Below are 25,461 nucleotides of genomic sequence, written 5' to 3' on the forward strand. Positions count from 1 at the left end.
GCCCGAGGGGTCCGCAGCTCATGCACGTCGTGATCTTCGCGGATCAGCACGTCGAGTCGCTCGGCGGCGCCCAGGTCTCGACCCGGCTGCAGCGCCGCTACCTCGAGCGGGCGGGACACGCCGTGACGATCGTCGCGCCGCGGCGGCATGGCGCGCGAGCGGTGGTGAACGCCGACGATCCGGCGTATCTCGACCTTCCCTCGATCCCGATCACCCTCGACCGCGAGTACTCGTTCACGTGGCCCGGTCGCGCGGCCGACCGCGCGATCGACCGCGGGATGACCGAGCGTCTGGCGCCCGACGTCGTGCACGTCCAGGCCGACTTCTGGGGCGCGTTCCTCGGCTACCGCTTCGCCGCGCGCCACGGGCTGCCTGTTGTGCACACGATGCACAACCGCGTGGATGTCGGAATCGAGGCGACGGCGCCATTCCCGGGGCTTGTGCTGCGCGCGCTGAACGGCTGGCGCCGCGCCGTGCTGCGGGGTCTGCCGGGAGGCGCGGCGACCGGTGCCGACGGCTGGGCGTACCTGCGCGGACTCGCGCGCGGGGCGCGCGCCGTGACCGCGCCGTCCGGTCACTTCGCCCGGCGTCTCGAGGCGCACGGGGTCTTCGACGCCGTCGACGTGGTGTGGAACGGGATCGACGACGAGGTGTTCGACCGCGTGCGCGCCGAGGCGCCGGCCGAGCGAGCCCCGGGCCCGCCGCGCTTCGTCTGGCTCGGGCGGATGAGCCCCGAGAAGCGGCTGCTGCCGTTCCTCGAGGCGCTCGCGCAGGCACACGTCGAGTGCGAGGTCGAGCTGATCGGCGGGGGCGGGCAGCTCGCCGCCGCGCGCAAGCTCGTGGACGCGCACGGCATGCAGGATCGCGTGCGCTTCGCCGGCAAGCTCGCCTACGACGAGACGCTGCGCCGGATCGCGGCGGCCGATGCCCTCGTGCAGACGTCGATCGGCTTCGAGACGCAGGGGATGACGCCGTTCGAGGCGGCATCGCTCGGCACGCCCGCCGTGATCAGCGATCCGGACATCGCCGACGAGATCGGCGAGGGAGTGTGGCGCGTGGAGGCGCCCGCCGACGAGCAGGGGCGGATCCGCGCGCTCGCCGCGGCCCTTGCCCGTGCCGCGGCCGACATCGCCGCGGGAACGGCGCCCGTGCCCGACCCCGGGATGCCGGCGAGGTTCCGCCAGTCGTCCCGCACGGCAGCGATGGTCGAGGTCTACGCGCGCGTCGCCACGGGTCGCTGAGGCCGGCGCGAGCGTCAGCGGTTTCAGCGCACCAGGCGCCGCGGATCCGTGCGCAGCGCGCGGTAGCCGTCGACGTGCACCTCGTGCACTGTGGCGGCGACCGCGACGACCGACAGGATCGCGAGAAGGATGAGAAGGATCATGGCAGTCATCCTGCGCTTGCGCGGATCCTGCCAACAGTGGCAGGATCGCCATAACCCGCAGGAATACTGCCACCCTCACTCCATCCCTCAGGAGCCCCTCATGAAGACCGTCGCGTGCATCGTGCAGGAGGGGTTCGCGCCCTTCGAGTTCGGCGTCGCCTGCGAGGCGTTCGGCCTCGACCGCACGGCGGAGGGGATCGAGAAGTTCGACTTCCGCATCGTCACGCCCGACCCGGGAGCCGTCACATCCAATCTCGGCTTCTCGATCAACGTGACCGACGACCTGACCTTCGCCGAGACCGCCGACCTCGTGGTGGTCTCGACGCAGCCGAAGTCGGCGTGGGGACGGATCGACACCCGGGTCGCCGCCATCCTGCGCTCCGCCGTCGAGCGCGACGCGTGGATCCTCAGCGTCTGCAGCGGCGCGTTCGTGCTCGCCGCCGCGGGCATCCTCGAAGGTCGCCGTGCGACGACGCACTGGCTGTACGCCGACACGATGGCGCGGATGTACCCGCGGGTCGAGGTGGATCCCGACGTGCTCTACGTGCAGGACGGCCGCATCATCACGAGCGCCGGCACCGCGGCGGGGCTCGACGCGTGCCTGCACCTGCTGCGCCAGGAGCTCGGCGCCGAGGCCGCCAACCGCATCGCGCGCCGGATGGTCGTCGCGCCGCAGCGCGAGGGAGGGCAGGCGCAGTTCATCCTGAAGCCGATGCCCGACCAGACCGGCCTCTCGCTCGCGCCGGTTGCCGACTGGGCCGTCGCCAACCTCCACCGCGACCTGACCGTCGAGCAGCTCGCGAACCGGGCGCACATGTCGCCGCGCACCTTCGCGCGCCGGTTCAAGGCCGACTACGGCACCACGCCGGCGGCGTGGCTCGCGCGTCAGCGCATCATCCAGGCGCAGCGGATGCTCGAGGAGACCGAGTGGGGCCTCGACCGCATCGCCGACGAGTGCGGCTTCGGATCGGCGGCGGTGCTGCGCCAGAACTTCTCGCGGGTGCTCGGCACCACGCCGACGGCCTACCGCGCGCGGTTCGCCTGCCCGCCCGAGACGAAGAAGGCCCGCGAGGTCGTCGCGGCCTGACCGCCCGTGCCCAGCGGCGGGGTCAGCGGCTGAAGAGCTGCACGACTGTCGGGTACACCCCGGCCCACAGCGCCTGCTGGATCAGCACGAACATGCAGTACCCGAGCGCGATGGCAGCGAGCCCCTTGCGGGGGTGCCGGAGGCCGAGCAACGCGCACGCCGCGCCGGCGAGCGAGAGCACAAGCGAGACGATCGCGACGACGGCGCTCACCGTGGCGTACGACCACTGCAGCTCGTACGACAGGATCGGCAGGAAGCTGCTCGCGGCGCTGAGGAGGATGAGCGCGCCGACGATGCTGATCGCGACGATCGCGAAGGTGTTGGCGCGTACCGGAGGCGCGGCGGGGGCGTAGGGCTCAGCGGTCATCCGTTGCTCCTCACAGCACCGAGGTCGCGGCGTGGATCATGAACTCGAGGATCGTGACGAAGCCCGAGATCACGGGGACGAGGCCCACGCCGACGGAGACGCCGGCGAGCACGAACCGCGCGCGCGACGCCATCCCGATCGACCCGGCGACGATGGCGCCGATCCCCAGCAGGGCGCTCGCGAGCTGCGTCGGCAGCGACGAGAGCCCGACGGTCGTCGGGTCGCCCGAGCTGACGGCCGCGGCGAGCACGAAGATCGCGACGAACCCCAGCAGCACAACGCCCGCGGCGAACCCGGCGGCGACGAGTGACGCGACGCCCCGGCTCGCGGGTCGCGCGGCGGGGGCGTTCCATGTCGCGGGCGGCGGCGGGTACTCGGGTGCGGTCACGGGGTCAGGCTAGCGAACGCCGAGGTCAGAGGAACAGCAGGATCGCGGCCAGCGTCGCGAGCGGGGCGAAGGCTCCGACGGCGATGCAGACGAGGCCCCTGCGCCGGGATGAGCCGAAGAACACGCCGATGCCGCCGAGGACGATCGCGACGGTTCCCGCGAAACCGGCGATCGCGAGGCCGAGCATCACGCCCATGTGCGCGACCCCGTGGACGAACAGGAGGGGGTACAGGGCGTACAGCAGGCCGAACACCGCGATGCCGGCGGCGACCTGCGCGGGCGTGATGACCATGCTGCCGACGTGCGGCCGCGACGGTCGCGCGGGAAGCCGCGGCGACGGGAGCGTGGTCATCCCTCCAGGATGGCGGCCGCGCCGCCGCGTGTCTGTCCACCGTTCGGAGGGCACGCCGCAGCCGGCGACGTCTTCCGCGACCCGCCTCGATCCGATAAACTTGAGCGAAAGCGACTCAAGTTTGCAGGGCTTCGGAGGCGGCAGTGGCAGAGCAGCAGCAGGATCAGCAGAGCGCACTCGAGCAGTTCGGCATCGACCTGACCGAGCGCGCCCGGCAGGGGAAGCTCGACCCCGTGATCGGACGCGACGGCGAGATCCGGCGCGTGAGCCAGGTGCTCACCCGCCGCACGAAGAACAACCCCGTGCTGATCGGCGAGCCCGGCGTCGGCAAGACCGCCGTGGTCGAGGGCCTCGCGCAGCGCATCGTCGCGGGCGACGTGGCCGAGAGCCTGAAGGACAAGCGCCTGATCAGCCTGGACATGTCGGCACTCGTCGCCGGCGCGATGTACCGCGGCCAGTTCGAGGAGCGGCTGAAGAACGTCCTGAAGGAGATCACCGAGTCGGAGGGCCAGGTGATCACCTTCATCGACGAGCTTCACGTGCTGATGGGTGCCGGCGGCGGAGAGGGATCCGTCGCGGCGTCGAACATGCTGAAGCCCATGCTCGCGCGCGGCGAGCTGCGCCTGATCGGCGCGACGACGCTGAACGAGTACCGCGAGTTCATCGAGAAGGACGCCGCTCTCGAGCGCCGCTTCCAGCAGGTGTACGTGGGCGAGCCGTCCGTCGAGGACACGGTCGCCATCCTGCGCGGGCTCAAGGGCCGGTACGAGGCGCACCACGGGGTGACGATCACCGACGGCGCGCTCGTCGCGGCCGCGGCGTTCAGCAACCGCTACATCCCGAGCCGGCAGCTGCCCGACAAGGCGATCGACCTGATCGACGAGGCGATGAGCCGCCTGAAGATGGAGATCGACTCCTCCCCCGTCGAGATCGACCAGCTCAAGCGCCAGGTCGACAGGATGCGGCTGGAGGAGCTCGCGCTCAAGAAGGAGAAGGATCCTGCATCGAAGGAGCGACTCGCCAAGCTGCGCGAACAGATGGAGGAGTCCTCGCGCGAGCTGGCCGAGCTCGAGGCGCGCTGGGCGCGCGAGCGCGGCGACCTGAACCGCGTAGGCGACCTCAAGAAGCGCCTCGACGAAGCGGTGACCGAGCGCGACCGCGCCCTGCGTGAGGCCGACTACGCGAAGGCGTCGAAGCTTCAGTACGAGACGATCAAGCAGCTCGAGGAGCAGCTCGCCGAGGCCGAGCGCCAGGCGGAGGCCGGCGCCGACGAGCCGCGGATGGTGAACGAGCAGGTCACCGACGACGACATCGCCCAGGTGATCGCGTCGTGGACGGGCATCCCCGTCGGGCGGCTGCTGCAGGGCGAGACCGAGAAGCTGCTTCACCTCGAGGCCGAGCTCGGCCGGCGCCTCATCGGGCAGAAGGAGGCGGTCGGCGCGGTGTCCGACGCCGTGCGCCGCTCGCGCGCGGGCATCAGCGATCCGAACCGTCCCACGGGCTCGTTCCTGTTCCTCGGCCCCACGGGCGTGGGAAAGACCGAGCTCGCCAAGGCGCTCGCCGAGTTCCTGTTCGACGACGAGCACGCGATGGTGCGTATCGACATGTCGGAGTACGGCGAGAAGCACTCGGTCTCGCGCCTCGTCGGCGCCCCTCCCGGCTACGTCGGCTACGAGCAGGGCGGGCAGCTGACCGAGACCGTGCGGCGGCGTCCCTACAGCGTCGTGCTGCTCGACGAGGTCGAGAAGGCCCATCCCGAGGTGTTCGACGTGCTGCTGCAGGTGATGGACGATGGACGCCTCACCGACGGGCAGGGTCGCACCGTCGACTTCAAGAACGTCATCCTGATCCTGACGTCGAACCTCGGCTCGCCGATCCTGATCGACCCGACGCTCTCGGCCGAGGTCAAGCGCGAGCAGGTCATGCACCTCGTGCGGCAGGCGTTCAAGCCCGAGTTCGTGAACCGCCTCGACGACATCGTGATGTTCCAGGCCCTCACGCAGGATGATCTCGCGCAGATCGTCGAGCTGCAGGTCGACCTTCTGCAGCGCCGGCTCTCGACGCGCCGCCTCACGCTCGCCGTCACGCCGGATGCCCGCGCGTGGCTTGCCGAGCGCGGCTACGACCCGGTGTACGGCGCGCGCCCCCTGCGCCGCCTCATCCAGACCGAGATCCAGGATCGGCTCGCGCGCGCGATCCTGTCGGGCGGCGTCCGCGACGGCGACACCGTGCGCGTCGACGTGGCGAGCGACGGCTCTCAGCTCACCCTGGTGAGCGAGGGGCAGGCGCCCGCGCGGGACGAGGACGACGACGTGATCGACGCCGAGATCGTCGAGGACTGAGCGGCCGCGCCGCGGGTCAGGCGTCGACCGTGCGGAGCGGGGCGCCGGCGATGCCGGCCTCCGCGCGGAACAGTGCCCCGGCGTCCGGGTCCTCGTGCGGCTCGAGGCCCTCGCGCGACGTCGTGATGTACAGCGTCGTGCCGGCCGGGCCGCCCAGGGTGCAGGACGTGACCTGCGCGGCGCCGACGTCGACGACCTCGGTCAGCGTCCCGGCGGCGTCGTAGCGGCGCACCGCCGAGCCGCCGTGGAGCGCGACCCACACGCCGTCCTCGACGTCCAGGCACAGACCATCCGGGCTGCCGACTCCCCCCGGGAGCGTGACGAAGGGGCGGCGCTCCCCCAGCTCGCCGTCCTCGACGTCGAACACGTCGATGCGGCCGGTCGGGGTGTCGTTGAAGTACGCGCGGCTGCCGTCGGCGGTGAACCCGAGGCCGTTCGAGATCGTAAGTCCGCCGAACAGTCGCTCGGTGGAGCGATCCGTGTTCAGCCGCCACATCGCGGCGGAGCCGGGCTTCGGGTCGTAGGCCATCTGCCCCGCGAGCAGCCGGCCCTGGGGGTCGACGGTGCCCTCGTTGAAGCGGATCGGGCCCTCCCAGAGATCGGGCGTGACCCACTCGCGGCGGTCGTTGGCGTCGTACGCGGCGAACGCGCGCTCGGTGGCGACGATGAAGCCGCCCGCGGTCCGCGGGCGCAGCATCGCCGCGACGGGCGAGTCGACGTGAAGCCGGGAGACGTCGCCGGTGCTCTCGTCGAGCGACAGGATGTCGCCCGCGAGAATGTCGACGAGGCGCAGGCCGCCCCATCCGTCGTGCCAGACCGCGCCCTCGCCGTGGTACGTGATCGGTGCGGTGATCTGCTCGGCGCGGGGCATCGGTCCTCCTCGGATCGCGGGTGGCGGCCGTGACCATTCTGTCGCGGCGGCCGGGCCGCGCGTACGGCAGGATGTCGCCATGGGGGAAGAGCCGCAGCAGAGCGTGCCCGCGCGGGGGCCGCTGTTCGATCCGCCCGAGCCGTCGTGCCGGGGCTGCCCGAGCTGTTCGGCGGCGGGCTCGGCGCGAACGCGGCGCCCGTCCCCGCCCCGCAGGAGCTGCCGCGGATCGAGCTCCCGGCCCTCCGGCTGCCGGCGCCCGTCGAGCCGGCGGGTGCGGTTCAGCCTCCCGGATCCGGCGCGCCGTGGGCGCGGGAGATCGCGGATGCGGCATCCGGCGTCGACATGGATGCCGCTCTCGGGGCGCTGAAGAAGGGCGACATCCGGGGCGCGCTTGCGCAGATCGGCGGATCGGCGAGCGAGATCGCTGCCGCCGACACACCCGCCGAGTTCGCGGCGGGGCTGGGCGAGACGGCGAGGGGGGTCCTGACCGACGAGCAGCGCGCGCGGCTGGCGGCCCACCGCGACCGGCTCAAACGCTCGGGCGAGGGGCTCGCGGCGCGCATCTCGACCACGGCCGAGGGATCCGCGCTCGTCGAGGCCGTGCGCGGCGATCTGCGCGACGGCGACTGGCAGTCGACGCGTCAGGCGGCGGCGACCGCGGCGCGCACCGCCGCCCGCCGCGCGGCGGGCACGGCGGCGCAGAAGGCGGCACGGGGATTCGGGATCGGGATGATCGCGGTCGGAACCGTGGCGGTGCTGCTCGTGCTGGGGTTCCTGCAGGACATGTGACCGGGCGCTGGATCGGGCGCGGCGCAGCGAACGACGAGGGGCCGGCGGGATGACTCCCGCCGGCCCCTCGTGACACGCGCGATCAGGCGTTGACGATGAGCGACTCCGCGATCGGGCGGCGCGTGCGCGGGGCGGTCTCGCGCTCGCGCAGGGCCTCGGGCAGGGCGTCGAGATCGCCGAACCCACCGAGGGCGGTCACGGTGAACGGCCGCTCGTTCTGCGGCAGGCCGAAGTGCGCGGCGACGGCGGCGGGGTCGAAGCCCGTCATCTGGTGCACGACGAGGCCGTCGTGGTGGGCCTGCACCGACAGGTGCGCCACGGCCTGGCCGAGGTCGTACAGCGCGGTGGGGATCTCGTTGCCCGCCGCGTCATGCGTGGTGGCGATGGCGACGATCAGGACGGCCGCGGCGGGCGCCCAGGCCTGGTTGAAGCCCATCAGCGACGCGCTGATCGCGGCGTGCTCGGGGGTGCCGCGGCGGGCGACGATGAACTTCCACGGCTGGATGTTGTTGGCCGAGGGCGACCAGCGGGCGGCCTCCAGCGCGCTCGAGAGCTTCTGCTCGTCGATCGGCGTGGTGGCGTCGAAGGCGCGGGGGCTCCAGCGTCCGGCGAGGACGTCGAGGACCGGGTGGTCGGTGGTCGCGGTGCGGTCGAACGTGGCAGCGTCCATGTGATTTCTCCTCGGGTTCGGGATGGTCAGGGCGCCGTTGCCCACGGGATGCAAGGCCCGCGCGGCAGATTCTATTCCGGTGAATCGAGTTGGTCCCGAATGCGACGAAGGCGCGTGACCTCCGGGGAGAGCACGCGCCTTCTTGTGTGCGGGTCAGCCGCGCAGGGCGTCCTTGAGCTTCACGCGTGCGCCCATCCGCAGCAGCGAGTTCTCGTAGATCTTGGCGCCGAGGCCGATCACCACGAAGCAGGAGGCGAGCAGGATGACGAGCGACAGCAGCGGCTCCCACCACGTCGCCTCGCCGAAGAAGAGCCGGATCGGCATCGCCACCGGCGCCGAGAACGGCACGTACGACATCACCGTCATCGCGACGGGGTTGTCCCCGAGGAACAGCACGAGGAAGTACGGGATCATCGTCAGGTACATCACGGGGGTCAGCGTCGGTCCCGAATCCTCCTGGCGGGACACGAGCGATCCGGCCGCCGCGAACATCGCCGCGAGCAGCAGGAAGCCGAAGACGAAGAACACCGCGAACCACACGAGCGGCGCGCCGAGGCCCTGCAGCAGCCCGGTCTGACCCGTGAGCACAAGGCCGACCACGGCGACCGCGACGAGCAGCAGGATCTGCCCGAACGCGAGGATCGTGTTGCCGAGCACCTTGCCCGCGAGCAGGACGCGGGCCGGGATCGCCGAGATCAGGATCTCGATCACGCGGGTCTGCTTCTCCTCGATCACGCTCATGCTGATCGGCGAGCCGAAGGTGATCGCCGACATCATGAACACCACGCCGAAGATGACGCCGAGCAGGTACCGCATCGGGCCCTCGCCGTCGGCATCCGGATCGAGCAGCTCGACCGTCGGCGCGACCGACAGCAGCGACACCAGCGAGTCGGGTGCCTCCTTGTCGGCGAGCAGCAGCACGCCCGTCGGCGACTGCGCGTCGGGGAGCAGCGCCGCCTCGACCTCGCCGTCGGCGACGAGCGCCTCGGCCTCGGCGCGATCCGCGACCTCGGTGACCTCGATGGCCTCGACCTCCGGGAGCTGACCGGCGACATCCGCCGTGGCGGCGACCTCGATCGTGCCGGCGGAGCCCGCCTGGAACCCCGACCACAGGATGCCGCCGAGAGCCAGGACGAGCAGGATCGCCGTGGAGATCAGGAACGAGCGGCTGCGGAGCTTGCCGCCGATCTCGCGCTCGGCGACGAGCCACACGCCCTGGGCGGGCGTGAGCGACGCCTCGGGGCGGACGGCGGTGGTGCGTGTGGTGGTGGTGGGAGTGCTCACTGGATGACCTCCTTGAAGATCTGCGCGAGAGAGGGTCGCTGAGGCGAGAACGAGGCGACGTCGCCGCGCCCGAGGGCGGCGCGGAGCACGCGCTGCGCGGACGCGTCGTCGTTCGCGTCGAACACCGCCCATCCGCTGTCGAAGTCGATGACCTCGATGCCGGGCTGCTCACGCAGCCAGCCCGCGTCGGCGGAGGAGACGAGCTCGAAGCGGCGCGACGCGTGTCGGTTGCGCAGCTCGTCGCGCGATCCGTTCGCCCGGATGGTGCCGCTCGCGATGATGACGAGGTCGTCGCAGAGCCGCTCGACGACATCCAGCTGGTGCGACGAGAAGAGGACCGACACCCCGGCGGCCGCCCGTTCCTGCAGGACGCTCGCGACGACATCCACCGCGAGGGGATCCAGGCCCGAGAACGGCTCGTCGAGGATCAGCACCTCGGGGTCGTGCACGAGCGCGGCCGCGATCTGGGCGCGCTGCTGGTTGCCGAGCGAGAGGGCCTCGACGTTGTCGTTCATCCGCTCCCCCAGGCCGAGCCTGTCCAGGATCGCCCGCGCGCGGGTGGTGGCGTCGTCCTTCGTGAAGCCGTGGAGGCGCGCGAGGTAGACGATGTGCTCGAGCACCCGCATCTTCGGATACAGCCCGCGCTCCTCCGGCATGTAGCCGAAGCCGCGGCGGTCGGCGGCCGTGAGCGGGGTGCCGTTGAGCGTCACCTCGCCGCGCTCGTGGGCCAGCAGGCCCAGGATGATCCGCATGGTGGTGGTCTTGCCGGCGCCGTTGCCGCCGACGAACCCGGTGAGGCGACCCGGCGCGATGTCGAACGACACGTCGTCCAGCACCCGCCGCTCGCCGTAGCTCTTCTCGATCCCGCTGAGCGTCAGCATCCGCTGCCCCTTTCGTCCATGCCCTTCACGCTAGGCAGGCGGCGCGGCCGCGGGATCCCCCGGGGGGCGGATCTTGCCTCTCCCCCGTGCGGCGGGGGCGGCTCCCTCGCGGCGGGTCCCGCCGGGCGGGAGCGGGATCGGTGCCGAGCGGCCCTCATTCGCGCGGGAGTGGGCCGATCCGCACCGACGTGGGCGCTGGCGCGCGGCGGCGGGGGCTCGGTGGCGCTCAGGCGAGCCCGTGGCGGTGGGCGTAGACGACCGCGGCGACGCGGTCTCGCGCGCCCAGCTTCTGCAGGACGTTCGACACGTGCGTCTTGACGGTCGCCTCGCCGATGAAGAGGCGCTCGGCGATCTCCGCGTTGCTGAGCGCCTCGGCGAGCAGCCGCAGCACCTCCCGCTCGCGGTCGGTCAGGCCGGGATCCGGCGCGCTCGCCGCGGTGGTGGGGCGCGCGTGGCGCTCGATGACCCGGCGCGTGACCTCAGGCGCGAGCAGCGCGTCGCCGGAGGCGACCACCCGGACCGCCGCGACGAGCTCCTCGGGGCCGGCGTTCTTCAGCAGGAAGCCGCTCGCGCCGGCATCGAGCGCGGCGAACAGGTAGTCGTCGCGGTCGAAGGTCGTCACGATCAGGATGCGCGGCCGCCGATCCTGGGACAGGATCCGGCGGGTCGCCTCGATGCCGTCCATGTCGGGCATCTGCACGTCCATCAGCACAACATCCGGGGCGATCTCCTGCGCGGCGGCGACCGCCTGCCGGCCGGTCGCGGCCTCGCCCGCGACCTCGATTCCCGACGCCTCGAGGATCGTCCGGAAGCCCATGCGCATCGTTGCATGGTCGTCCACGATCAGGACCCGCGGGGTCACGACGCGTCTCCGCGCGGCACCGGCACTCGCACCCTCACCAGGTAGCCACCGCGATCGCGGGGCCCGAACTCGAGCGAGCCGCCGGAGGCGATCGCCCGCTCCCGCATGCCGAGCTGGCCGAGACCCGCGCGCGCGCCGGGACGCACGCGGCCCGTGTTCGTGACCTCGAGCTCCACGGCGTCGCGGTCATACCGCAGCCGCATGTCGGCCGTCACGTCGGGCCCCGCGTGGCGCCGGGCGTTCGTGAGCGCCTCCTGCGCGATGCGGTAGAGGTTCACGTGGATGGTCTCGGGGACCTCCAGAGGCCCGCCCACGACGGTGAACGACGTGGGCGTCCCCGCGGCGGTCATCTCGTGCGCGAGCTCGGCGAGGCCCTCGAGGCGCAACGTGGAGGCCGCCTCGTCGGCGCCTCCCGGGGCGCGGAGCGTGTCGAGCAGCAGGTGCAGCTCGTCGATCGCCGAGCGCGCGGACTGCTCGACCGAACTCAATATGCTCCGCGCGGCATCCGGATCCCTGTCGAGCACCGTGCGCGCGGCTCCGGCCTGCACGCCCATGGCGGAGACGTGGTGGGCGACCACGTCGTGAAGCTCACGGGCGATGCGGATCCGGTCGAGCGTCACCGCCTGCGCGGCGGACATCTCGCGCTCCTCCTCCAGCTCGCGGGTACGGCGGCGCAGGGCCTCGCGGTCGCGGGCCGCGGCGTGCGCGCGATCGCCCATGTAGTACGCACCGCCGAAGTATGCGACGTTCACGAGCCACAGGATGAGCATGTAGGCGACGTAGGGCGAGAACGCGCCCGCGAACTCGGGCGTATGCTCCTCCGGCTGCACAGCGCCGAGATATGTCGTCACGAGCATCCAGACGAACATCCCGGCCATGATCAGCAGGCGGCCGATGGCGGCGCGCCGCCGGTCGTCCATCCACGCGCCCACCGTGTAGAAGGCGATGAACATGGTCACCTGGCTGACGTACAGCTCGGCCATCTCGAAGGACACACCCGCGAAGTACGCGGCCGCGATCAGGACCGCGACCGCGATCGGATAGCGCCGGCGCATCGCGAGAGGCAGCGTCGTGAGCGCGGCGAACAGGAGCGGCCAGGCGCCGGCGTCGTCACGGAACGCGAACATCTGCGAGACCGCGTTCAGTGCGACGCTCAGCACCGCGCTGACGAAAAGACCGCCCGCGAGCAGGACGTCCGTCCGCAGGTCTCGCGCGGTCGGGCGCTCGCGCGCCGTCGCATCGGAGGCGGCCCGGAGCGCGGGCGCAGGGGAGTCACGCGTGAGGAGCGCCATCCCTCCACGCTACGGATCCGGCGGAGCGTCGTCCTCCCCCGCGCGGTGGAAACCTCGCTGTCGGGCTCTTGACGCCTTACTTGCTTTTTGCAAGCATGTCGTCGTCGGCACCTCCACCCCGGACGCGGCCGGCGTCATCCACTCGCAAGGAAGCAGGAGAGAGCACCCATGGCCACCAACATCTTCGTCAACCTGCCGACGGCCGATCTGCCGAGGGCGAAGGAGTTCTACACCGCCCTGGGCGCCGAGATCGTGCCCGAGTTCACGGACGAGAACGCCGCCTGCGTGAAGTGGGACGACAACGTCTTCTTCATGGTGCTGACCAAGGAGTACTTCGGCACCTTCACCGACAAGACCGTCGTCGATCCTGCCGGCTCGGCACAGGTCATCACGGCGCTCAGCCGCGACTCGCGAGAGGACGTCGACACCATCCGCCAGGCCGTCCTCGACGCGGGCGGCAGCGAGCACAAGGACCCGCAGGACTACGGGTTCATGTACTCCGTCAGCATGGCCGACCCCGACGGCAACATCATCGAGTTCCTCTGGATGGACCCGGTCGCCGCCGAGAAGGGCCCCGAGGCCTACATGGCGGAGTCGGCGGAACAGGCTGGGGCCTGATCGCTTGGCAACGCGCAGCTACGGGCAGTACTGCGGCGTCACGACGGCCGTCGAGCTTGTCGGGGAGCGGTGGGCCCTGCTCATCGTCCGCGACCTGCTCGTCGGGCCGCGCCGCTACACCGACCTGAAGCAGGGGCTGCCGAGGATCCCGACGAACATCCTCAGCACCCGCCTCAAGGAGTTGCAGGAGGGCGGCGTCGTGCGCCGGGTGCCGATCCCGCGATGCGGCCTCGTCTATGAGCTCACGGAGTACGGCCGTGAGCTCGAGCCGATCGTGCTGGCGCTCGGACGCTGGGGGTTTCAGCGGATGGGCGACCCGGGAGAGAGCGACGTCGTGACGCCGGATTCCCTCACCATGGCGCTGCGGACGGCGTTCCGACCGGAACGCGCGGCCGACATGCCCGAAACCACATATGAGCTGGGGATCGGACCCGTGACGCTCGGTGTGCGCGTGTCGGCCGGTCAGCTCCAGGTGGGCGAGCTGGAGGTGTGGCAGATCGCGCCTCCGGCACCGCCGGTCCGAGGAGCGCTGCCATCCGGCGAGCCCGATGTGCGCATCGCGGCAGGACCCGGCATCCGCCGCGTCATCTCGGGGGAGCTGTCGCCGCAGCAGGCCGTCTCCGAGGGGCATCTTCATGTGGTCGACGGAGATGCCGCGCTGCTCGATCGGTTCGCCGCCACGTTCCACATCTCGCCGGGGATCGCTGCCTGAGGATCACGCCGTGTTACGCCGGGGGAGCCGGTACCGAACCGCCCCGGTGAGACTGGATGGATGACCCGCCCCCTCATCGGCATCTCGGCTCCGCTGCGCAGGCTCGACACCGAGCACGGGACCGACCTTCCCTACGCGGCACTCGGCACCGACTACATCGAGGCCGTCGAGGCCGCGGGCGGCATCCCGATCGTGCTGCCGCCGATCGGCGATCCCGCGCAGCTGGCCGCGCGGCTGGACGGCCTCGTGCTCTCCGGTGGGGGAGACGTCGATCCGACCCGTTACGGTGGCCGTCCGGAGCCGGGCGTCGAGTACAGCGCGCAGCGCGACGGGTTCGAGCTCGAGCTCGCCCGCGCCGCGCGGGATCTGAACATCCCGACGCTCGGCATCTGCCGCGGGCACCAGGTCGTGAACGTGGCCCTGGGTGGCACGCTCGTCGTCGACCTCGGGACGACGTCGGTTCACGCCCCGCTGCTCGACGCGGAGCGCCAGTTCCGCGTGCGCCACGACGTGACGCTCGCCCCCGACAGCCGCCTCGCCGGGGTGTACGGCGTCACGCGTCGGGCCGTGAACTCGCTTCACCACCAGGCAGTCGGTCGGGTCGCCGAAGGCCTTGTCGCCGTCGCGCAGGCGGACGACGGCGTGGTCGAGGCGGTGGAGGCGACGGACGGATGGGACTACGTCGGCGTCCAGTGGCACCCCGAGAAGCTGTCGGCCCCGGAGGAGTGGGCGTTCGAGCTGGCGCTGTTCCGGCGCCTCGTCGCGGCGGCCTCGGCAGGCTCGCCGGCGTTCGAGGTTGTGCTCACCGCCTGACGCCTGACGCCTGACGGCTGACGGCGGACGGCTGACGCTGGACGCCGATCAGCCGAAGATCATCGGGACGTCGTCGTCCTCGGCCTCGCCGGGGAAGTCGAGGTCGACGACCACCGGCACGTGGTCGCTGGGGGCGTCGCCCTTGCGCTCGTCGCGGTGGATGGCGGCGCCGGCCACCGCGTCGGCAAGCGCGCGCGATCCGAGGATGAAGTCGATGCGGAGCCCCTGGTTGCGCGGGAACTTCAGGGCCTTGTAGTCCCAGTAGGTGTAGCCCTCGGGAACCAGCGGGCGCACGACGTCGCTGACTCCGGCCGACTCGAGAGCCGCGAAGGCCTCGCGCTCGGCGGGGGAGACGTGGGTGGTCACTCCCTCGACCACCTGGGGGTCGCCGTTGTCGGCGTCGGTCGGCGCGATGTTGTAGTCGCCGACCAGGGCAAGCGGCAGATCCGGTCGTGCCGCGAGTGTCTGTCGCGTGTACTCCTCGAGCGCCTTCAGCCAGTGGAGCTTGTAGGTGTAGTGCGGGTCGTGCAGGGAGCGGCCGTTGGGCACGTACAGGCTCCACACCCGCACGCCGCCCACCGTGGCGCCGATCGCACGCGCCTCGAGCGGGGCATCCGGCCCGTCGTGATCCTTCAGGAAACCGGGCATTCCCGGGAAGGAATACTCCACGTCCTCGATGGGCTCGCGGCTCGCGATCGCGACGCCGTTCCACTGATTCAGGCCGTGCGCCTCGACGTGGTAGCCCGCCGCCTCGAACTCGGCATAGGGGAACTGCTCGGGCTTGCACTTGATCTCCTGCATCGCCAGCACGTCGATGCTCTCGCGCTCGGCGAAGGCGACGATGCGTCCGACGCGGGCGCGGATCGAGTTCACGTTCCAGGTGGCAAGCCGCATGGATCCAGCCTAGATCGGGGCACCGACGTCGCTCGCACGCGGCGGCTCAGCCGGCGCGAACGGGTGGTCGCGATCGGCGCCTCGTGATGGCGTTGGGTGCGGGGCGGTAGTGGCCGCGGGGGTCGATCCAGGGTGGTGCTTTGGTCTCGACGATGCCGCGGTTGATTCGGATGCCCCAGCCGGAGCGTTCGAGGTTGTGGTGGTGCCACCAGCAGAGCATCACCCCGTTGTCCGTGTGGGTGGGGCCGCCCTTGGCGTGATCGGTGACGTGGTGGATCTCGCACCAGGACGCCCGGATGCTGCAGCCGGGGATGACGCAGCCGCCGTCGCGGGCGGCGATGGCCTTGCGCTGGTGGGTGTTGAACAGGCGTTCCTTGGTGCCGAGGCGGACGATGCGGCCGGCGTTGTCGAAGACGATCTTCTGCACTGCTCCGGTGCAGGCGATCCGGTGGGCGAGGCTCGCCGGCATGGGGGTCTGGATGCCGTCGATGGACGCGACGCCGGTCGGGGAGAGGAGGTCCTCCGCCGCGACGTGGACGAGCAGTGTGGGGGCCGCGCCGCCGAGGGAGGGGGTGTCCTCGGCGCGGGCGGCGGTCTGGATGGCGGAGTGGAGGATGTCGTGCCGCTTCTGTGTCGGGGTGCGGTCGTCGGGGACGGTCTCGTCCGGGCCCCAGGGTTCGCCTGCCTCGGTGTCGGCGGGGTGGGTGCCGAACCGGACGGCGGGGTTGCTGTGCGCATCGAACAGCATCTGCAGTGTGCCGGCCGCTTCCGGGGTGACGTCGCCGCGCACCGGGTGGAGGCCGTTGCGGAGGGCGCCGATGGTGAACCCGCGGCGCTTCGCGGCTTCCTCGGCGGACGGCTCGAGACCGTCCTGATCCAGCCCGACACCTTGGGCGAGGACCTGCACGACGACCTCGTCGAACGTCCGCGGCTGCGTGGGATCGGTGGCCTGCCCGACGAGCCACGCTTCGGCATCGGCCAGCCGGACGGGGTCGGCGCGGTGGGCGACCCTCGCGAGCATCTTTCCGATCAGCCCGGCCGTCTCGAGTCCGAGCGTCCCGTCCTCCAGCGCTGCCCCGATCGCGGGGTGCTCGGCCGGCAGCTCCTCGCCGGTGAGCGCGAACCGGGGCCGCGTGCGCTTGTCCAGCACGATCCGCGCACGTACCGTCGCGGACGACACAAGAGTCAGTCTCTCCAGCAGCTCGATCCCGTTGCGGCACCCGTGCAGGGCGGACAGGCGCTCCTCGGCCCTCAGATCCGACCTGGCATCCACCTCGCCGGCGGCCCGCACCCGCAGCCCGTCCACGAGCCGCCCGAGGGCCTCGACCTGCCGTGTGAACGCGACGACGTCCGCATCCGCCAGCGAGCCGACCTGCGAGAACACGCCCTCCAGGGCGCCCGCCGCGGCGGCGACCGCCTCGCGAGGATCGCGAGACGGATCTTCGAACCACGGGGTCGCCGCCATGTACCGAGACTAGAACCAACCACCGACATTGTGATCGGCGCGGTTCCGTGACGCCTGTCTGATCCGGCGTCAGCCGCCTGGCGCCGGATCGTGCGCGTCTATGAACGCGATGAGCTGGGCGCTGATGCGTTCCGGCTGCTCGAACGGCAGCGAGTGGGTGCCGTCCCAGGCCTCGATCCGGATGTCGGGGACATGCGCACGAGCGCGCTTGAGCGCCGCGGCGGCGTCGGTCACGGTGCTCTGCCTCGCCGCACCTCGGAGGTGTCCCTCGCTCCCTGGTTTCCGATCACTGTCGCTGCGTCGAGGCCTTCGCCGCCCGCGCGAGCGGAGGAGAATCTGCCCGCGGGAGGAGGTCCGAGCCTCGAACGTCCTGCGATCGGCGCAACCTCCTCCGCCCGCGGCCTGGCGCGGCGGGCGACGTCGGTAGGGTCGTCAGCATGGTGGCGCCCGATCTCGACGTGACGGTCGAGCTCGCGCGAGAGCTGCTCGCCGAGCAGCATCCGGACCTGGCGGAGTTGCCGCTCGCCACCCTCGCGAACGGATGGGACAACAGCGTTCTGCGACTCGGTGAGGAGCTGGTGTTGCGCCTGCCGCGGCGCGAGGCGGCGGCCCAGCTCGTCATCCACGAGCAGCGCTGGTTGCCGGAACTGGCACGGACGCTGCCCGTGGAGGTGCCCGTGCCTGTGAGAGCGGGCAGACCGAGCTCCGCGGCCGGATATCCGTGGGCGTGGTCGGTGCTGCCGTGGATCGACGGAGCGCGCCTCGCCGACATCCCTCCGAGGGAGCGGCGTCACCTGGCAGCACCGCTGGCGGAGTTCCACCGTGCGCTGCATGTGCCGGCACCTGCGGCCGCCCCGGCGAACCCCGTACGGGGCGTGCCACTGCTGAGGCGCGCCGAGGCGTTCCGCACCCGCCTCGAGCGCGGACTTGTACCGGAACCCAACCGGCTGCAGGCGCTGTTCGACCGCTGCGCCGCGAGTCCCGGATGGAGGGGGCCGCCGATGTGGCTGCATGGCGATCCGCATCCAGGCAATCTGCTTGCGACCCCCGCCGGCGGCCTGGCCGTGATCGACTTCGGCGATCTCACGGCCGGCGACCCAGCGACCGATCTGGCTGTGGCATGGCTCGTCTTCGACACGAAGGGACGCCACGACTACCGCGCTCACCTCGCGGATCTCCACCCGCTTGACGACTCGGTCTGGATCCGCGCATACGGGTGGGCGCTCAACATGGCGACCGTCACCTTCGAGTCCACGGCGGCCGACGGTTGGATGCTGCAGATGGGAGAGCACGCGCTCGCCGAGCTGCTCTCGGAGGCGTAACCGACGGAACGCCCGCGCGAGCGGAGGAGCATGTGCCCGACGGAGGAGATCCGAGCCCCGAACGTCCTGCGATCGGCACATCGTCCTCCGGCCGCGGCCCTACGTGACGGGTCGATCCAACCTCCGGTCATCAGCGCCCGGGTGGAGGCCGCCCGGGCGCGCCCTCCTAGACTTGGGCGCATGGCCGCATCCGAGTCTCCCGCCGTCGAAGCCGACCGCCAGGCCCTCATCGGCCTCATCCAGGACGAGGCGGTGTTCCACGGTGACTTCACGCTCTCGAGCGGCAAGAAGGCGACGTACTACGTCGACATGCGCAAGCTCACGCTCGACCACCGTGCGGCGCCCGCGATCGGACGGATCATGCTCGACCTGATCGCGGACATCCCGGATGTCGTCGCGGTCGGCGGCCTGACGCTCGGCGCCGACCCCATCGCGAACGCGATCATGCACGAGTCGGCGCGCACCGAGCGTCCGCTTGACGCCTTCGTCGTCCGCAAGGAGCCGAAGGATCATGGCCGCGGCCGCCAGGTCGAGGGAGCCGACGTCAAGGGCAAGAGGGTCGTCGTGGTCGAGGACACCTCCACGACCGGCCAGTCTGCTCTGAAGGCGGTCGAGGCGCTGCGCCGCGAGGGCGCGGAGGTCGTCGCCGTCGCCGTGATCGTCGACCGGTCGACGGGAGCGCAAGCCGCGATCGAGGCCGAGGGTCTCGAATGGCGCGCTGCGATCGGCCTCGCCGACCTCGGCCTCGACCCGCAGTGAGCGAGACCATGGCCCGTTATGCGCTCGCCCTCGACCTCGGGGGCACGAAGCTCGACGCGGCGCTCGTCGCGGAGGACGGATCCGTCCTCGCCGCGAGCCGCAACCGTCGCCCCACGGGACGCGCCGCGACGCCGGCAGACCTCGAGTCGGCCATCGCCGAGACGGCGGCGCACGCCCTCGCCCGCCTGCCCGAGGACGCGGAGTTCGTCGGCGTCGGCATCGGCAGCGCCGGGCCCGTCGACGTCGCGACCGGCGCGATCCACCCGGTGAACATGCCGCAGCTGCACGGCTTCGGCCTCGCCGACGCGGCGCGCCGCGCCGTCGCGGGCGTGCTGGGGCACGATGACTTCGCCACCCGTCTGCGTCACGACGGCGGATGCCTCGCGCTCGCGGAGTCGTGGATCGGCGCGGCCGCCGGATCGCGCGCGTCGCTGTCGATCGTGGTGTCGACGGGCGTCGGCGGCGGCATCGTCGTGGACGGCGCGCCCATCGGCGGTGCCTCGGGCAACGCGGGGCACCTCGGCCAGATGGTCATCGGCGAGCTGACCCTCGAGGAGCTCGCATCGGGCCCGTCGAGCGTGCGCTGGGCGCAGGGCGAGGGATGGTCCGGCGAGACCGGCGAGGACATCGCCCGCGACGCCGCGGCCGGAGACAGGATCGCCCGTGCCGCCATCGAGCGGTCGGCCGCCCTGGTGGGTCTGGGGCTCGCGAACGCCTCCACTCTGCTGGATCTCGACGTGATCGCCATCAGCGGCGGGTTCTCGCGCGTCTCCGACGACTACGTCGACCTGGTGGCCGCCGCCGTGCGGCGCACCGCGGTGCTTCCCTACGCGCAGGCCACGCGCGTCGTGCGCAGCGCCCTCGGCGACGAGGGCCCGCTCGTGGGCGCCGCGGCGCTCGTCCTGCGCTGACCGCCGGCTCGCGGGCGCGGGCTTAACCGGGCGCCGAACAGCGCCCGGACGGTCGTCAGGCCGTCAGCGCGCGCCGGGTGAAGGGCGACGGATCGCCGAGCGAGAACGCGCTCTCGAGCACCTGACATCCGGCGCCCACCGCGGCGGCATCCGGCCCGAGGGCCGAGTCGACGATCGAGACCGGATGCGGCAGCACGAGCGCGGTCGAGGCGGCCACGCGGGAGCGCACGCCCTCGAGGGTGTGCCGCGCCGCCTCGGCCCAGATCGGCCCGCTCATCACGACGGTGGACACGTCGAGCAGATTCACGATCGGCGTGACGGCCTCGGCGATGTGCTCGGCGAGCTCGTCGAGCAGGCCGCGCACTGCCTCGTCCGCGTCGGCGCGGTCGCACATCGCCGCGAATGCGGTGGCGACCGCGGCGTGATCGGACGGGGCGACGGCGTCACCGGCACCGAGCGCAGCGGCGGCGTTCACGATGCGCGCGGGCGACACGGTGTCGCCCAGGCAGCCCCGGCGGCCGCACTTGCACACCGGCCCGTCGCTCGACACGCGCAGGTGGCCGATGTCGCCGAGGTTCGCCGTCGCGCCGCGCAGCGCCGTGTGCTCGAGGGCGATGCCGAGCCCGACGCCCGATCCCATGTAGAACACGGCGAGATCTCCGCCCGCCTGCTCATGTCCGCCGGCCCACAGCTCGCCGACCGTCGCCGACGTGACGTCCTTCACCAGGACGGTCGGCACGTCGAAGGCGTCGGCGAGGGCGTCGCGCAGGGGAACGTCGTTCCAGCCGGGAAGCAGTGGCGGGTCGTTGACGCTGCCGCGTTCGATGTCGACCGGACCGGGCGCGGCGACGCCGATGCCGATGATGCGGCGCGGGTCGACGTCTCCCTGCTCGATCAGCGACCGGGTCGTAGAGATCATGCTCTGCTCGACGTCGCCCGGCGCCTGGCCCCCGAGCGTCGCGGTGGAATGACGCGCGACCACGCGCCCGAGCAGGTCGACGATCGAATAGGTGATGCGCGCGGGATCGAGGTGGATGCCGATCGCGAGCCGCGCATCCGGCACAAGATGCAGGGTGGTGCGCGGCTTGCCGGGACCGGATGAGACCTTGTCTCCCTCGCGCACAAGCCCGCCGTCGAGGAGGCGGCGCGCGACGTTCGACACTGTCTGCGCGGAGAGGTCGGTCTGCGCGGTGATCTCGGTGCGGCTCACGCCGCCCGAGGCCCGTCGCACGATGTCGAAGACGACCGCCTGATTGAAGCCCCCGATAGTGGGGAGGTTGGCCCCTCGTCGCCGCATGAGGTCCTCGTCTCGTCCTATCCCCGAAGGATACTGCGCCAAGGGCCCGCGCGATCTGCCGCGGGCACTTGACACAAATTAATCAAGACGATTGATTAACTAGACGATCGGCCGTCAAGGGCTGACGCCCGATCCGAAAGGAACCACCACCCAATGCATGACGACATCCCGCTCACCGTCGGCCGCGCCACCCGGGTGCTGCGCGAGCGGATCCAGCCCGCCGTCCACGCGCGGCGTGTGCCGCTTGAGGTCGCGTTCGCCGAGCTGCCGGGCGAGCCGATCCCGCCGGGGGAGGGACTCGCGCTCGACTACGCGCCGTTCGAGGTCGGGTCGGTGTGGGGAGCCGCCTGGGGCACCACGTGGTTCCGCGTGCGCGGCACGGTGCCCCCCGAGTGGGCGGGACAGCGCGTGGAGGCGGTCATCGACCTGGGCTTCGATGTCGACAGGACGGGCTTCCAGTGCGAGGGGCTCGTCTACCTGCCCGACGGCACCCCCGTGAAGTCGCTGAACCCGCGCAATCAGTGGGTGCGGATCGCGGATGCCGCCGCGGGCGGCGAGACGGTCGAGTTCCTCGTCGAGGCCGCCGCCAACCCCGTGATCCTCGAGCATCACCCGTTCCTGCCGACGCAGGAGGGCGACATCCTCACCTCCTCGCCGAAGCGGCTCTACACAACGCGCCACTTCGACCTGGCGGTGTTCGACGCCGAGGTGTTCGAGCTGGGGCTCGACGTCGACGTGCTGCTCGAGCTGCAGGCGGAGCTGCCCGAGTCGAGCCCGCGGCGGATGCGCATCCTGCAGGCCCTCGACGACGCGCTCGACCTGCTCGACCTGCAGGACATCTCCGGCACGGCGGCCGCCTCCCGCGCGGCTCTCGCGCCGGCGCTCGCGTCGCCCGCCGAGGCGTCGGCGCACGAGATCTCGGCCGTCGGCCACGCGCACATCGACTCGGCATGGCTGTGGCCGGTGCGGGAGACCATCCGCAAGGCCGCGCGCACCACGTCGTCGATGACGGATCTGATCGGCGAGACGGACGACTTCGTCTACGGGATGTCGAGCGCCCAGCAGTATGCGTGGATCAAGGAGCACCGTCCCGAGGTGTACGCGAAGGTGAAGGCCGCCGTCGCGGAGGGGCGCTTCCTGCCGCTCGGCGGCATGTGGGTCGAGTCCGACACGGTGATGCCGACGGGCGAGGCGATGGTGCGGCAGTTCCTCTACGGCCAGCGCTTCTTCGAGGAGGAGTTCGGCATCCGGTCGAAGGGCGTGTGGCTGCCCGACTCGTTCGGCTACTCGCCGGCCCTTCCGCAGCTCATCCGGCGCGCGGGCTTCGAGTGGTTCTTCACGCAGAAGATCTCGTGGAACCAGGTCAACCGGTTCCCGCATCACACGTTCGCGTGGGAGGGAATCGACGGCTCGCGCATCTTCAGCCACTTCCCCTCGATGGACACCTACAACTCGCAGCTGTCGGGCGCCGAGGTCGCGAAGGCGTCGCGCCAGTTCCGCGAGTCGCGGCGGGCGAACGGATCCATCGCGCCGGTCGGATGGGGCGACGGCGGCGGCGGGACGACCCGCGAGATGACCGGAAAGGCGAAGCGCCTGGCGGATCTCGAGGGGTCCGCGAAGGTGCGCTGGGAGCATCCGGATGCGTTCTTCGACCGGGCGAAGCAGCAGCTTCCGCAGCCTCCCGTGTGGGTCGGCGAGCTCTACCTCGAGCTTCACCGCGCGACGCTCACCAGTCAGCACAAGACGAAGCAGGGGAACCGCCGCACCGAGCACCTGCTGATCGAGGCCGAGCTGTGGGCAGCCTCCGCCGCGTTCTGGACCGGCGCCGCGTACCCGTACGACGAGCTGGATGCGCTGTGGCAGCAGGTGCTGCTTCAGCAGTTCCACGACATCCTGCCGGGAAGCTCGATCGCCTGGGTGCACCGCGAGGCCGTTGAGCAGTACGAGCGAGTGGCGGCCGAGGCCGAGGCGCTGATCCGGCGCTCGCTGGCGGCGCTCGCCGGGGAGGGCACCGAGACGGTGGTGTTCAACGCCTCGCCGTACGACCAGCGCGGGCTCATTCCGCTCGGGGCATCGGTCCCGCGACGGGATGCCGACGCGGTGACGGTGGAGGAGTCGGGCGGCGGGTACATCCTGGACAACGGGCGGGTGCGGGTCACGATCACGGCGGAGGGCCTCATCACCTCGGCGATCGACCACCGCACCGGGCGGGAGGCGATCCCGGCCGGCACCGAGGCGAACCTGCTGCAGCTTCACCAGGACTTCCCCAACATGTGGGATGCGTGGGACGTCGACCGCTTCTACCGCAACCGGGTCGACGACCTGCGCGCGGTGGAGTCGCTGACGCTCGAGCAGGAGCCGGGCGCGGTGACCGTGGTCGTGACGCGCGCGTTCTCGCGGTCGCGGCTGACCCAGCGGATCACGGTGCGGGCCGGATCGCCCGCGGTGGAGTTCGCGCAGAGCACCGACTGGCACGAGACGGAGAAATTCCTCAAGGTCGCGTTCCCGCTCGACATCCAGGCCGAGCACACGGCCGCCGAGACGCAGTTCGGCTACACAAAGCGGGTGACCCACACGAACACGAGCTGGGAGGCGGCGAAGTTCGAGACGTCGATGCACCGCTTCGTGCACGTCGAGGAGCCGGGCTTCGGCGTCGCGCTGACCACCGACTCGACCTACGGCTACGACGTCACGCGCGACTCGACGCCCGAGCAGGGAGTGACCACCACCGTGCGGCTGTCGCTGCTGCGCGCGCCGCGCTTCCCCGATCCGGAGACGGATCAGGGCGAGCAGACGCACCGCTACGCCTTCGTCATCGGGGCGGGGATCGAGGACGCGACGGCCGCGGGGCTCGCGATGAACCTGCCGCCGCGCGAGGCGACGGGATCGCCGGTGGCGCCGGTGGCGCAGGCGTCGGGCGGAATCCTCGTCTCGGCCGTCAAGCTCGCGGCGGATCGCTCGGGCGACGTGATCGTCCGTGTGTACGAGCCGTACGGGCGTCGCGCCTCGGGCTCGCTCGTGTTCGGCCGTGCGGTGTCGGCGGTGTCGACCGTGTCGCTGATCGAGGACGACCCCCTCGAGGAGGTGTCGCTGGTGGACGACCGCGAGGTGGCGCTGTCGCTCACGCCGTTCGAGGTGCGCACGCTGCGCGTCTCGCTCTAGGCGGGGGAGGGGCGGCGTGTCCCCGAGGTGTCGGTTCGTTCCGGCATCACGGGGGCACGGGCGCTGCGGTGTCCCCGAGGTGCCGGTTGATTACGGCACTTCGGGGACGCGGCCGTCCTGCAAGACTGAGCGCGGGGGAGGAGGACGATCGAGGAGCACCCCGATGAAGCATCCCCGCAGCGGGCTCGCGCTGATCCTGACCGGCCTCCTGGCGACGGCCATGCCGGCCGCCGCATATGCCGACACGACGCCGACGCCCGGCTGGACCGTCGCGTACGAGACGACCTTCCCGGCGGAGGACATCGCCACCATACGGGTGCTCGACGAGCCGGCGTGGAAGAACGGCGAGATCCAGCGCTACGCGCCATCGCAGGTCGCCGCTCGAAGGCGGCGGCATGCGGCTGACGGCCGAGCGCTCGGGCGAGGAGTGGCTGTCCGGCGCCGTGGAGCTGCGGGACGTCATCGTCCGGCCGGGCTCGTACGTGACGGCGTCCGTGAAGCTGCCGGAGGGCCAGGGGTTCTGGCCCGCGTTCTGGATGTGGAACACGGCCGGCGGGCGCGACACCTCGGAGATCGACATCGTCGAGACCGCGAGCCCGTGGTGGAACGAGGCCGTCTCGTCGGTGCACGGCGCCAAGAAGACCGGACTCGCGTCGATCGTCACGCGCACCGACGGCTCCTGGGCCGAGGCGGTGCACGATTACGCGGTGTGGTGGGAGCGAGACGTCGTCGTGTTCTACATCGACGTCGTCGAGGTCGGGCGCTACGCGGGCCGGAACATCCCCACCACCGACATGTTCGCGGTGTTCAACGTCGCGATCGGCGGCGCGTGGGCGGGGATGCCCGATAAGACCACGCCGAGCCCCGCCGACATGATCGTCGAGGACTTCGCGGTCTACACCCACGGCACCGCGCGCCCGGCGGCACCGCCGGTGTGAC

25 protein-coding genes are annotated in these 25,461 nt (G+C 71.6%); 12 read left to right on the plus strand and 13 right to left on the minus strand.

Annotated features, from left to right (window positions below; genetic code table 11):
• Positions 1-20: 20 nt before the first annotated feature.
• Positions 21-1,241 (plus strand): glycosyltransferase, encoded by a 1,221-nt coding sequence (locus tag ABD161_RS01245; protein WP_343998912.1) that lies wholly within the window; start codon positions 21-23, stop codon positions 1,239-1,241.
• 243 nt (positions 1,242-1,484) lie between these two features.
• Positions 1,485-2,471 carry a GlxA family transcriptional regulator gene (locus ABD161_RS01250; RefSeq protein WP_343998913.1) on the plus strand — a complete coding sequence of 329 codons (987 nt, stop codon included), beginning with the start codon at positions 1,485-1,487 and terminating at the stop codon, positions 2,469-2,471.
• 22 nt (positions 2,472-2,493) lie between these two features.
• Here the strand turns inward: ABD161_RS01250 and ABD161_RS01255 are convergent, their stop codons facing one another.
• Genes ABD161_RS01255 through ABD161_RS01265 form a run of 3 tightly spaced genes read right to left on the minus strand, consistent with a single transcriptional unit; the run spans position 2,494 to position 3,578 of the window.
• On the minus strand, positions 2,494-2,838 hold the full coding sequence (locus tag ABD161_RS01255) for a hypothetical protein (RefSeq protein ID WP_343998914.1): 345 nt from the start codon (positions 2,836-2,838) through the stop codon (positions 2,494-2,496).
• A gap of 10 nt (positions 2,839-2,848) precedes the next feature.
• Positions 2,849-3,226 carry a hypothetical protein gene (locus ABD161_RS01260; protein WP_343998916.1) on the minus strand — a complete coding sequence of 126 codons (378 nt, stop codon included), beginning with the start codon at positions 3,224-3,226 and terminating at the stop codon, positions 2,849-2,851.
• 25 nt (positions 3,227-3,251) lie between these two features.
• Positions 3,252-3,578 carry a hypothetical protein gene (locus ABD161_RS01265; protein WP_135114983.1) on the minus strand — a complete coding sequence of 109 codons (327 nt, stop codon included), beginning with the start codon at positions 3,576-3,578 and terminating at the stop codon, positions 3,252-3,254.
• Between the two features lie 143 nt (positions 3,579-3,721).
• On the opposite strand from ABD161_RS01265, the gene ABD161_RS01270 reads away from it, so the two are divergent.
• On the plus strand, positions 3,722-5,920 hold the full coding sequence (locus tag ABD161_RS01270; protein ID WP_343998919.1) for an ATP-dependent Clp protease ATP-binding subunit: 2,199 nt from the start codon (positions 3,722-3,724) through the stop codon (positions 5,918-5,920).
• 16 nt (positions 5,921-5,936) lie between these two features.
• Here the strand turns inward: ABD161_RS01270 and ABD161_RS01275 are convergent, their stop codons facing one another.
• Positions 5,937-6,791: an SMP-30/gluconolactonase/LRE family protein gene (locus ABD161_RS01275; RefSeq protein WP_343998921.1), complete on the minus strand. Its 855-nt coding sequence runs from the start codon at positions 6,789-6,791 to the stop codon at positions 5,937-5,939.
• A gap of 144 nt (positions 6,792-6,935) precedes the next feature.
• Between ABD161_RS01275 and ABD161_RS01280 the strand changes: the two genes are divergently transcribed.
• The gene (locus ABD161_RS01280) at positions 6,936-7,580 is read left to right on the plus strand and encodes a hypothetical protein (protein WP_343998923.1); all 645 of its coding nucleotides are present in this window, start codon (positions 6,936-6,938) and stop codon (positions 7,578-7,580) included.
• A gap of 82 nt (positions 7,581-7,662) precedes the next feature.
• On the opposite strand, the gene ABD161_RS01285 is transcribed toward ABD161_RS01280, so the two are convergent.
• From ABD161_RS01285 to ABD161_RS01305, 5 genes are all read right to left on the minus strand, one after another.
• Positions 7,663-8,250, minus strand: a complete 588-nt coding sequence (locus ABD161_RS01285; RefSeq protein ID WP_343998925.1) for a nitroreductase family protein — start codon at positions 8,248-8,250, stop codon at positions 7,663-7,665.
• Positions 8,251-8,403: 153 nt separating this feature from the next.
• Positions 8,404-9,534: an ABC transporter permease gene (locus ABD161_RS01290; RefSeq protein ID WP_343998927.1), complete on the minus strand. Its 1,131-nt coding sequence runs from the start codon at positions 9,532-9,534 to the stop codon at positions 8,404-8,406.
• Positions 9,531-10,415: an ABC transporter ATP-binding protein gene (locus ABD161_RS01295; RefSeq protein WP_343998929.1), complete on the minus strand. Its 885-nt coding sequence runs from the start codon at positions 10,413-10,415 to the stop codon at positions 9,531-9,533. Before ABD161_RS01295 ends, ABD161_RS01290 begins: the two co-directional genes overlap by 4 nt.
• Before the next feature lie 226 nt (positions 10,416-10,641).
• Positions 10,642-11,277 carry a response regulator gene (locus tag ABD161_RS01300; protein WP_343998931.1) on the minus strand — a complete coding sequence of 212 codons (636 nt, stop codon included), beginning with the start codon at positions 11,275-11,277 and terminating at the stop codon, positions 10,642-10,644.
• Positions 11,274-12,569 carry a sensor histidine kinase gene (locus tag ABD161_RS01305; protein ID WP_343998934.1) on the minus strand — a complete coding sequence of 432 codons (1,296 nt, stop codon included), beginning with the start codon at positions 12,567-12,569 and terminating at the stop codon, positions 11,274-11,276. The genes ABD161_RS01300 and ABD161_RS01305 overlap by 4 nt, the downstream gene beginning before the upstream one ends.
• Before the next feature lie 168 nt (positions 12,570-12,737).
• On the opposite strand from ABD161_RS01305, the gene ABD161_RS01310 reads away from it, so the two are divergent.
• Genes ABD161_RS01310 through ABD161_RS01320 form a run of 3 tightly spaced genes read left to right on the plus strand, consistent with a single transcriptional unit; the run spans position 12,738 to position 14,712 of the window.
• Positions 12,738-13,187, plus strand: a complete 450-nt coding sequence (locus ABD161_RS01310) for a VOC family protein (RefSeq protein ID WP_343998936.1) — start codon at positions 12,738-12,740, stop codon at positions 13,185-13,187.
• Positions 13,188-13,191: 4 nt separating this feature from the next.
• Positions 13,192-13,899, plus strand: coding sequence for a winged helix-turn-helix transcriptional regulator (locus ABD161_RS01315; protein WP_343998938.1), 708 nt, complete (start codon positions 13,192-13,194; stop codon positions 13,897-13,899).
• A gap of 60 nt (positions 13,900-13,959) precedes the next feature.
• A complete protein-coding gene (locus tag ABD161_RS01320) occupies positions 13,960-14,712 on the plus strand; it encodes a gamma-glutamyl-gamma-aminobutyrate hydrolase family protein (RefSeq protein ID WP_135114993.1) in 753 nt (250 codons plus the stop codon).
• Positions 14,713-14,760: 48 nt separating this feature from the next.
• On the opposite strand, the gene ABD161_RS01325 is transcribed toward ABD161_RS01320, so the two are convergent.
• The 3 genes from ABD161_RS01325 to ABD161_RS01335 form a co-directional block, all read right to left on the minus strand.
• Positions 14,761-15,606, minus strand: a complete 846-nt coding sequence (locus ABD161_RS01325) for an exodeoxyribonuclease III (protein WP_343998940.1) — start codon at positions 15,604-15,606, stop codon at positions 14,761-14,763.
• A gap of 46 nt (positions 15,607-15,652) precedes the next feature.
• The gene (locus ABD161_RS01330) at positions 15,653-17,071 is read right to left on the minus strand and encodes an HNH endonuclease signature motif containing protein (protein ID WP_343998942.1); all 1,419 of its coding nucleotides are present in this window, start codon (positions 17,069-17,071) and stop codon (positions 15,653-15,655) included.
• Positions 17,072-17,140: 69 nt separating this feature from the next.
• Positions 17,141-17,305 (minus strand): hypothetical protein, encoded by a 165-nt coding sequence (locus ABD161_RS01335; protein WP_343998944.1) that lies wholly within the window; start codon positions 17,303-17,305, stop codon positions 17,141-17,143.
• Positions 17,306-17,508: 203 nt separating this feature from the next.
• On the opposite strand from ABD161_RS01335, the gene ABD161_RS01340 reads away from it, so the two are divergent.
• The 3 genes from ABD161_RS01340 (at position 17,509) to ABD161_RS01350 (ending at position 20,063) form a co-directional block, all read left to right on the plus strand.
• On the plus strand, positions 17,509-18,393 hold the full coding sequence (locus ABD161_RS01340) for an aminoglycoside phosphotransferase family protein (protein WP_343998946.1): 885 nt from the start codon (positions 17,509-17,511) through the stop codon (positions 18,391-18,393).
• 180 nt (positions 18,394-18,573) lie between these two features.
• A complete protein-coding gene (pyrE, locus tag ABD161_RS01345) occupies positions 18,574-19,152 on the plus strand; it encodes an orotate phosphoribosyltransferase (RefSeq protein ID WP_343998947.1) in 579 nt (192 codons plus the stop codon).
• A gap of 8 nt (positions 19,153-19,160) precedes the next feature.
• Complete coding sequence (locus tag ABD161_RS01350; protein WP_135115005.1) at positions 19,161-20,063, plus strand: ROK family protein; 903 nt, start codon at positions 19,161-19,163, stop codon at positions 20,061-20,063.
• A 55-nt stretch (positions 20,064-20,118) separates the two neighbouring features.
• On the opposite strand, the gene ABD161_RS01355 is transcribed toward ABD161_RS01350, so the two are convergent.
• Positions 20,119-21,360, minus strand: coding sequence for an ROK family protein (locus ABD161_RS01355; protein WP_343998949.1), 1,242 nt, complete (start codon positions 21,358-21,360; stop codon positions 20,119-20,121).
• 153 nt (positions 21,361-21,513) lie between these two features.
• Between ABD161_RS01355 and ABD161_RS01360 the strand changes: the two genes are divergently transcribed.
• Together ABD161_RS01360 and ABD161_RS01365 are read left to right on the plus strand one after the other, a co-directional pair.
• Positions 21,514-24,522 carry an alpha-mannosidase gene (locus ABD161_RS01360; protein WP_343998951.1) on the plus strand — a complete coding sequence of 1,003 codons (3,009 nt, stop codon included), beginning with the start codon at positions 21,514-21,516 and terminating at the stop codon, positions 24,520-24,522.
• Positions 24,523-24,917: 395 nt separating this feature from the next.
• Complete coding sequence (locus tag ABD161_RS01365) at positions 24,918-25,460, plus strand: glycoside hydrolase family 16 protein (protein WP_343998953.1); 543 nt, start codon at positions 24,918-24,920, stop codon at positions 25,458-25,460.
• Position 25,461 lies beyond the last annotated feature (1 nt).

The organism is Microbacterium paludicola, from assembly GCF_039529675.1.
GTDB lineage: Bacteria > Actinomycetota > Actinomycetes > Actinomycetales > Microbacteriaceae > Microbacterium > Microbacterium paludicola.

Excerpts from the sequence above, each read along its gene's own strand:
- ABD161_RS01320 (WP_135114993.1), top strand. The coding sequence starts at position 13,960 with ATGACCCGCCCCCTCATCGGCATCTCGGCTCCGCTGCGCAGGCTCGAC.
- ABD161_RS01275 (WP_343998921.1), bottom strand. The coding sequence starts at position 6,791 with ATGCCCCGCGCCGAGCAGATCACCGCACCGATCACGTACCACGGCGAG.
- pyrE (WP_343998947.1), top strand. The coding sequence starts at position 18,574 with ATGGCCGCATCCGAGTCTCCCGCCGTCGAAGCCGACCGCCAGGCCCTC.
- ABD161_RS01360 (WP_343998951.1), top strand. The coding sequence starts at position 21,514 with ATGCATGACGACATCCCGCTCACCGTCGGCCGCGCCACCCGGGTGCTG.
- ABD161_RS01245 (WP_343998912.1), top strand. The coding sequence starts at position 21 with ATGCACGTCGTGATCTTCGCGGATCAGCACGTCGAGTCGCTCGGCGGC.
- ABD161_RS01295 (WP_343998929.1), bottom strand. The coding sequence starts at position 10,415 with ATGCTGACGCTCAGCGGGATCGAGAAGAGCTACGGCGAGCGGCGGGTG.
- ABD161_RS01305 (WP_343998934.1), bottom strand. The coding sequence starts at position 12,569 with ATGGCGCTCCTCACGCGTGACTCCCCTGCGCCCGCGCTCCGGGCCGCC.
- ABD161_RS01325 (WP_343998940.1), bottom strand. The coding sequence starts at position 15,606 with ATGCGGCTTGCCACCTGGAACGTGAACTCGATCCGCGCCCGCGTCGGA.
- ABD161_RS01265 (WP_135114983.1), bottom strand. The coding sequence starts at position 3,578 with ATGACCACGCTCCCGTCGCCGCGGCTTCCCGCGCGACCGTCGCGGCCG.
- ABD161_RS01340 (WP_343998946.1), top strand. The coding sequence starts at position 17,509 with ATGGTGGCGCCCGATCTCGACGTGACGGTCGAGCTCGCGCGAGAGCTG.
- ABD161_RS01310 (WP_343998936.1), top strand. The coding sequence starts at position 12,738 with ATGGCCACCAACATCTTCGTCAACCTGCCGACGGCCGATCTGCCGAGG.
- ABD161_RS01355 (WP_343998949.1), bottom strand. The coding sequence starts at position 21,360 with ATGCGGCGACGAGGGGCCAACCTCCCCACTATCGGGGGCTTCAATCAG.
- ABD161_RS01285 (WP_343998925.1), bottom strand. The coding sequence starts at position 8,250 with ATGGACGCTGCCACGTTCGACCGCACCGCGACCACCGACCACCCGGTC.
- ABD161_RS01330 (WP_343998942.1), bottom strand. The coding sequence starts at position 17,071 with ATGGCGGCGACCCCGTGGTTCGAAGATCCGTCTCGCGATCCTCGCGAG.
- ABD161_RS01365 (WP_343998953.1), top strand. The coding sequence starts at position 24,918 with ATGCGGCTGACGGCCGAGCGCTCGGGCGAGGAGTGGCTGTCCGGCGCC.
- ABD161_RS01250 (WP_343998913.1), top strand. The coding sequence starts at position 1,485 with ATGAAGACCGTCGCGTGCATCGTGCAGGAGGGGTTCGCGCCCTTCGAG.
- ABD161_RS01350 (WP_135115005.1), top strand. The coding sequence starts at position 19,161 with ATGGCCCGTTATGCGCTCGCCCTCGACCTCGGGGGCACGAAGCTCGAC.
- ABD161_RS01255 (WP_343998914.1), bottom strand. The coding sequence starts at position 2,838 with ATGACCGCTGAGCCCTACGCCCCCGCCGCGCCTCCGGTACGCGCCAAC.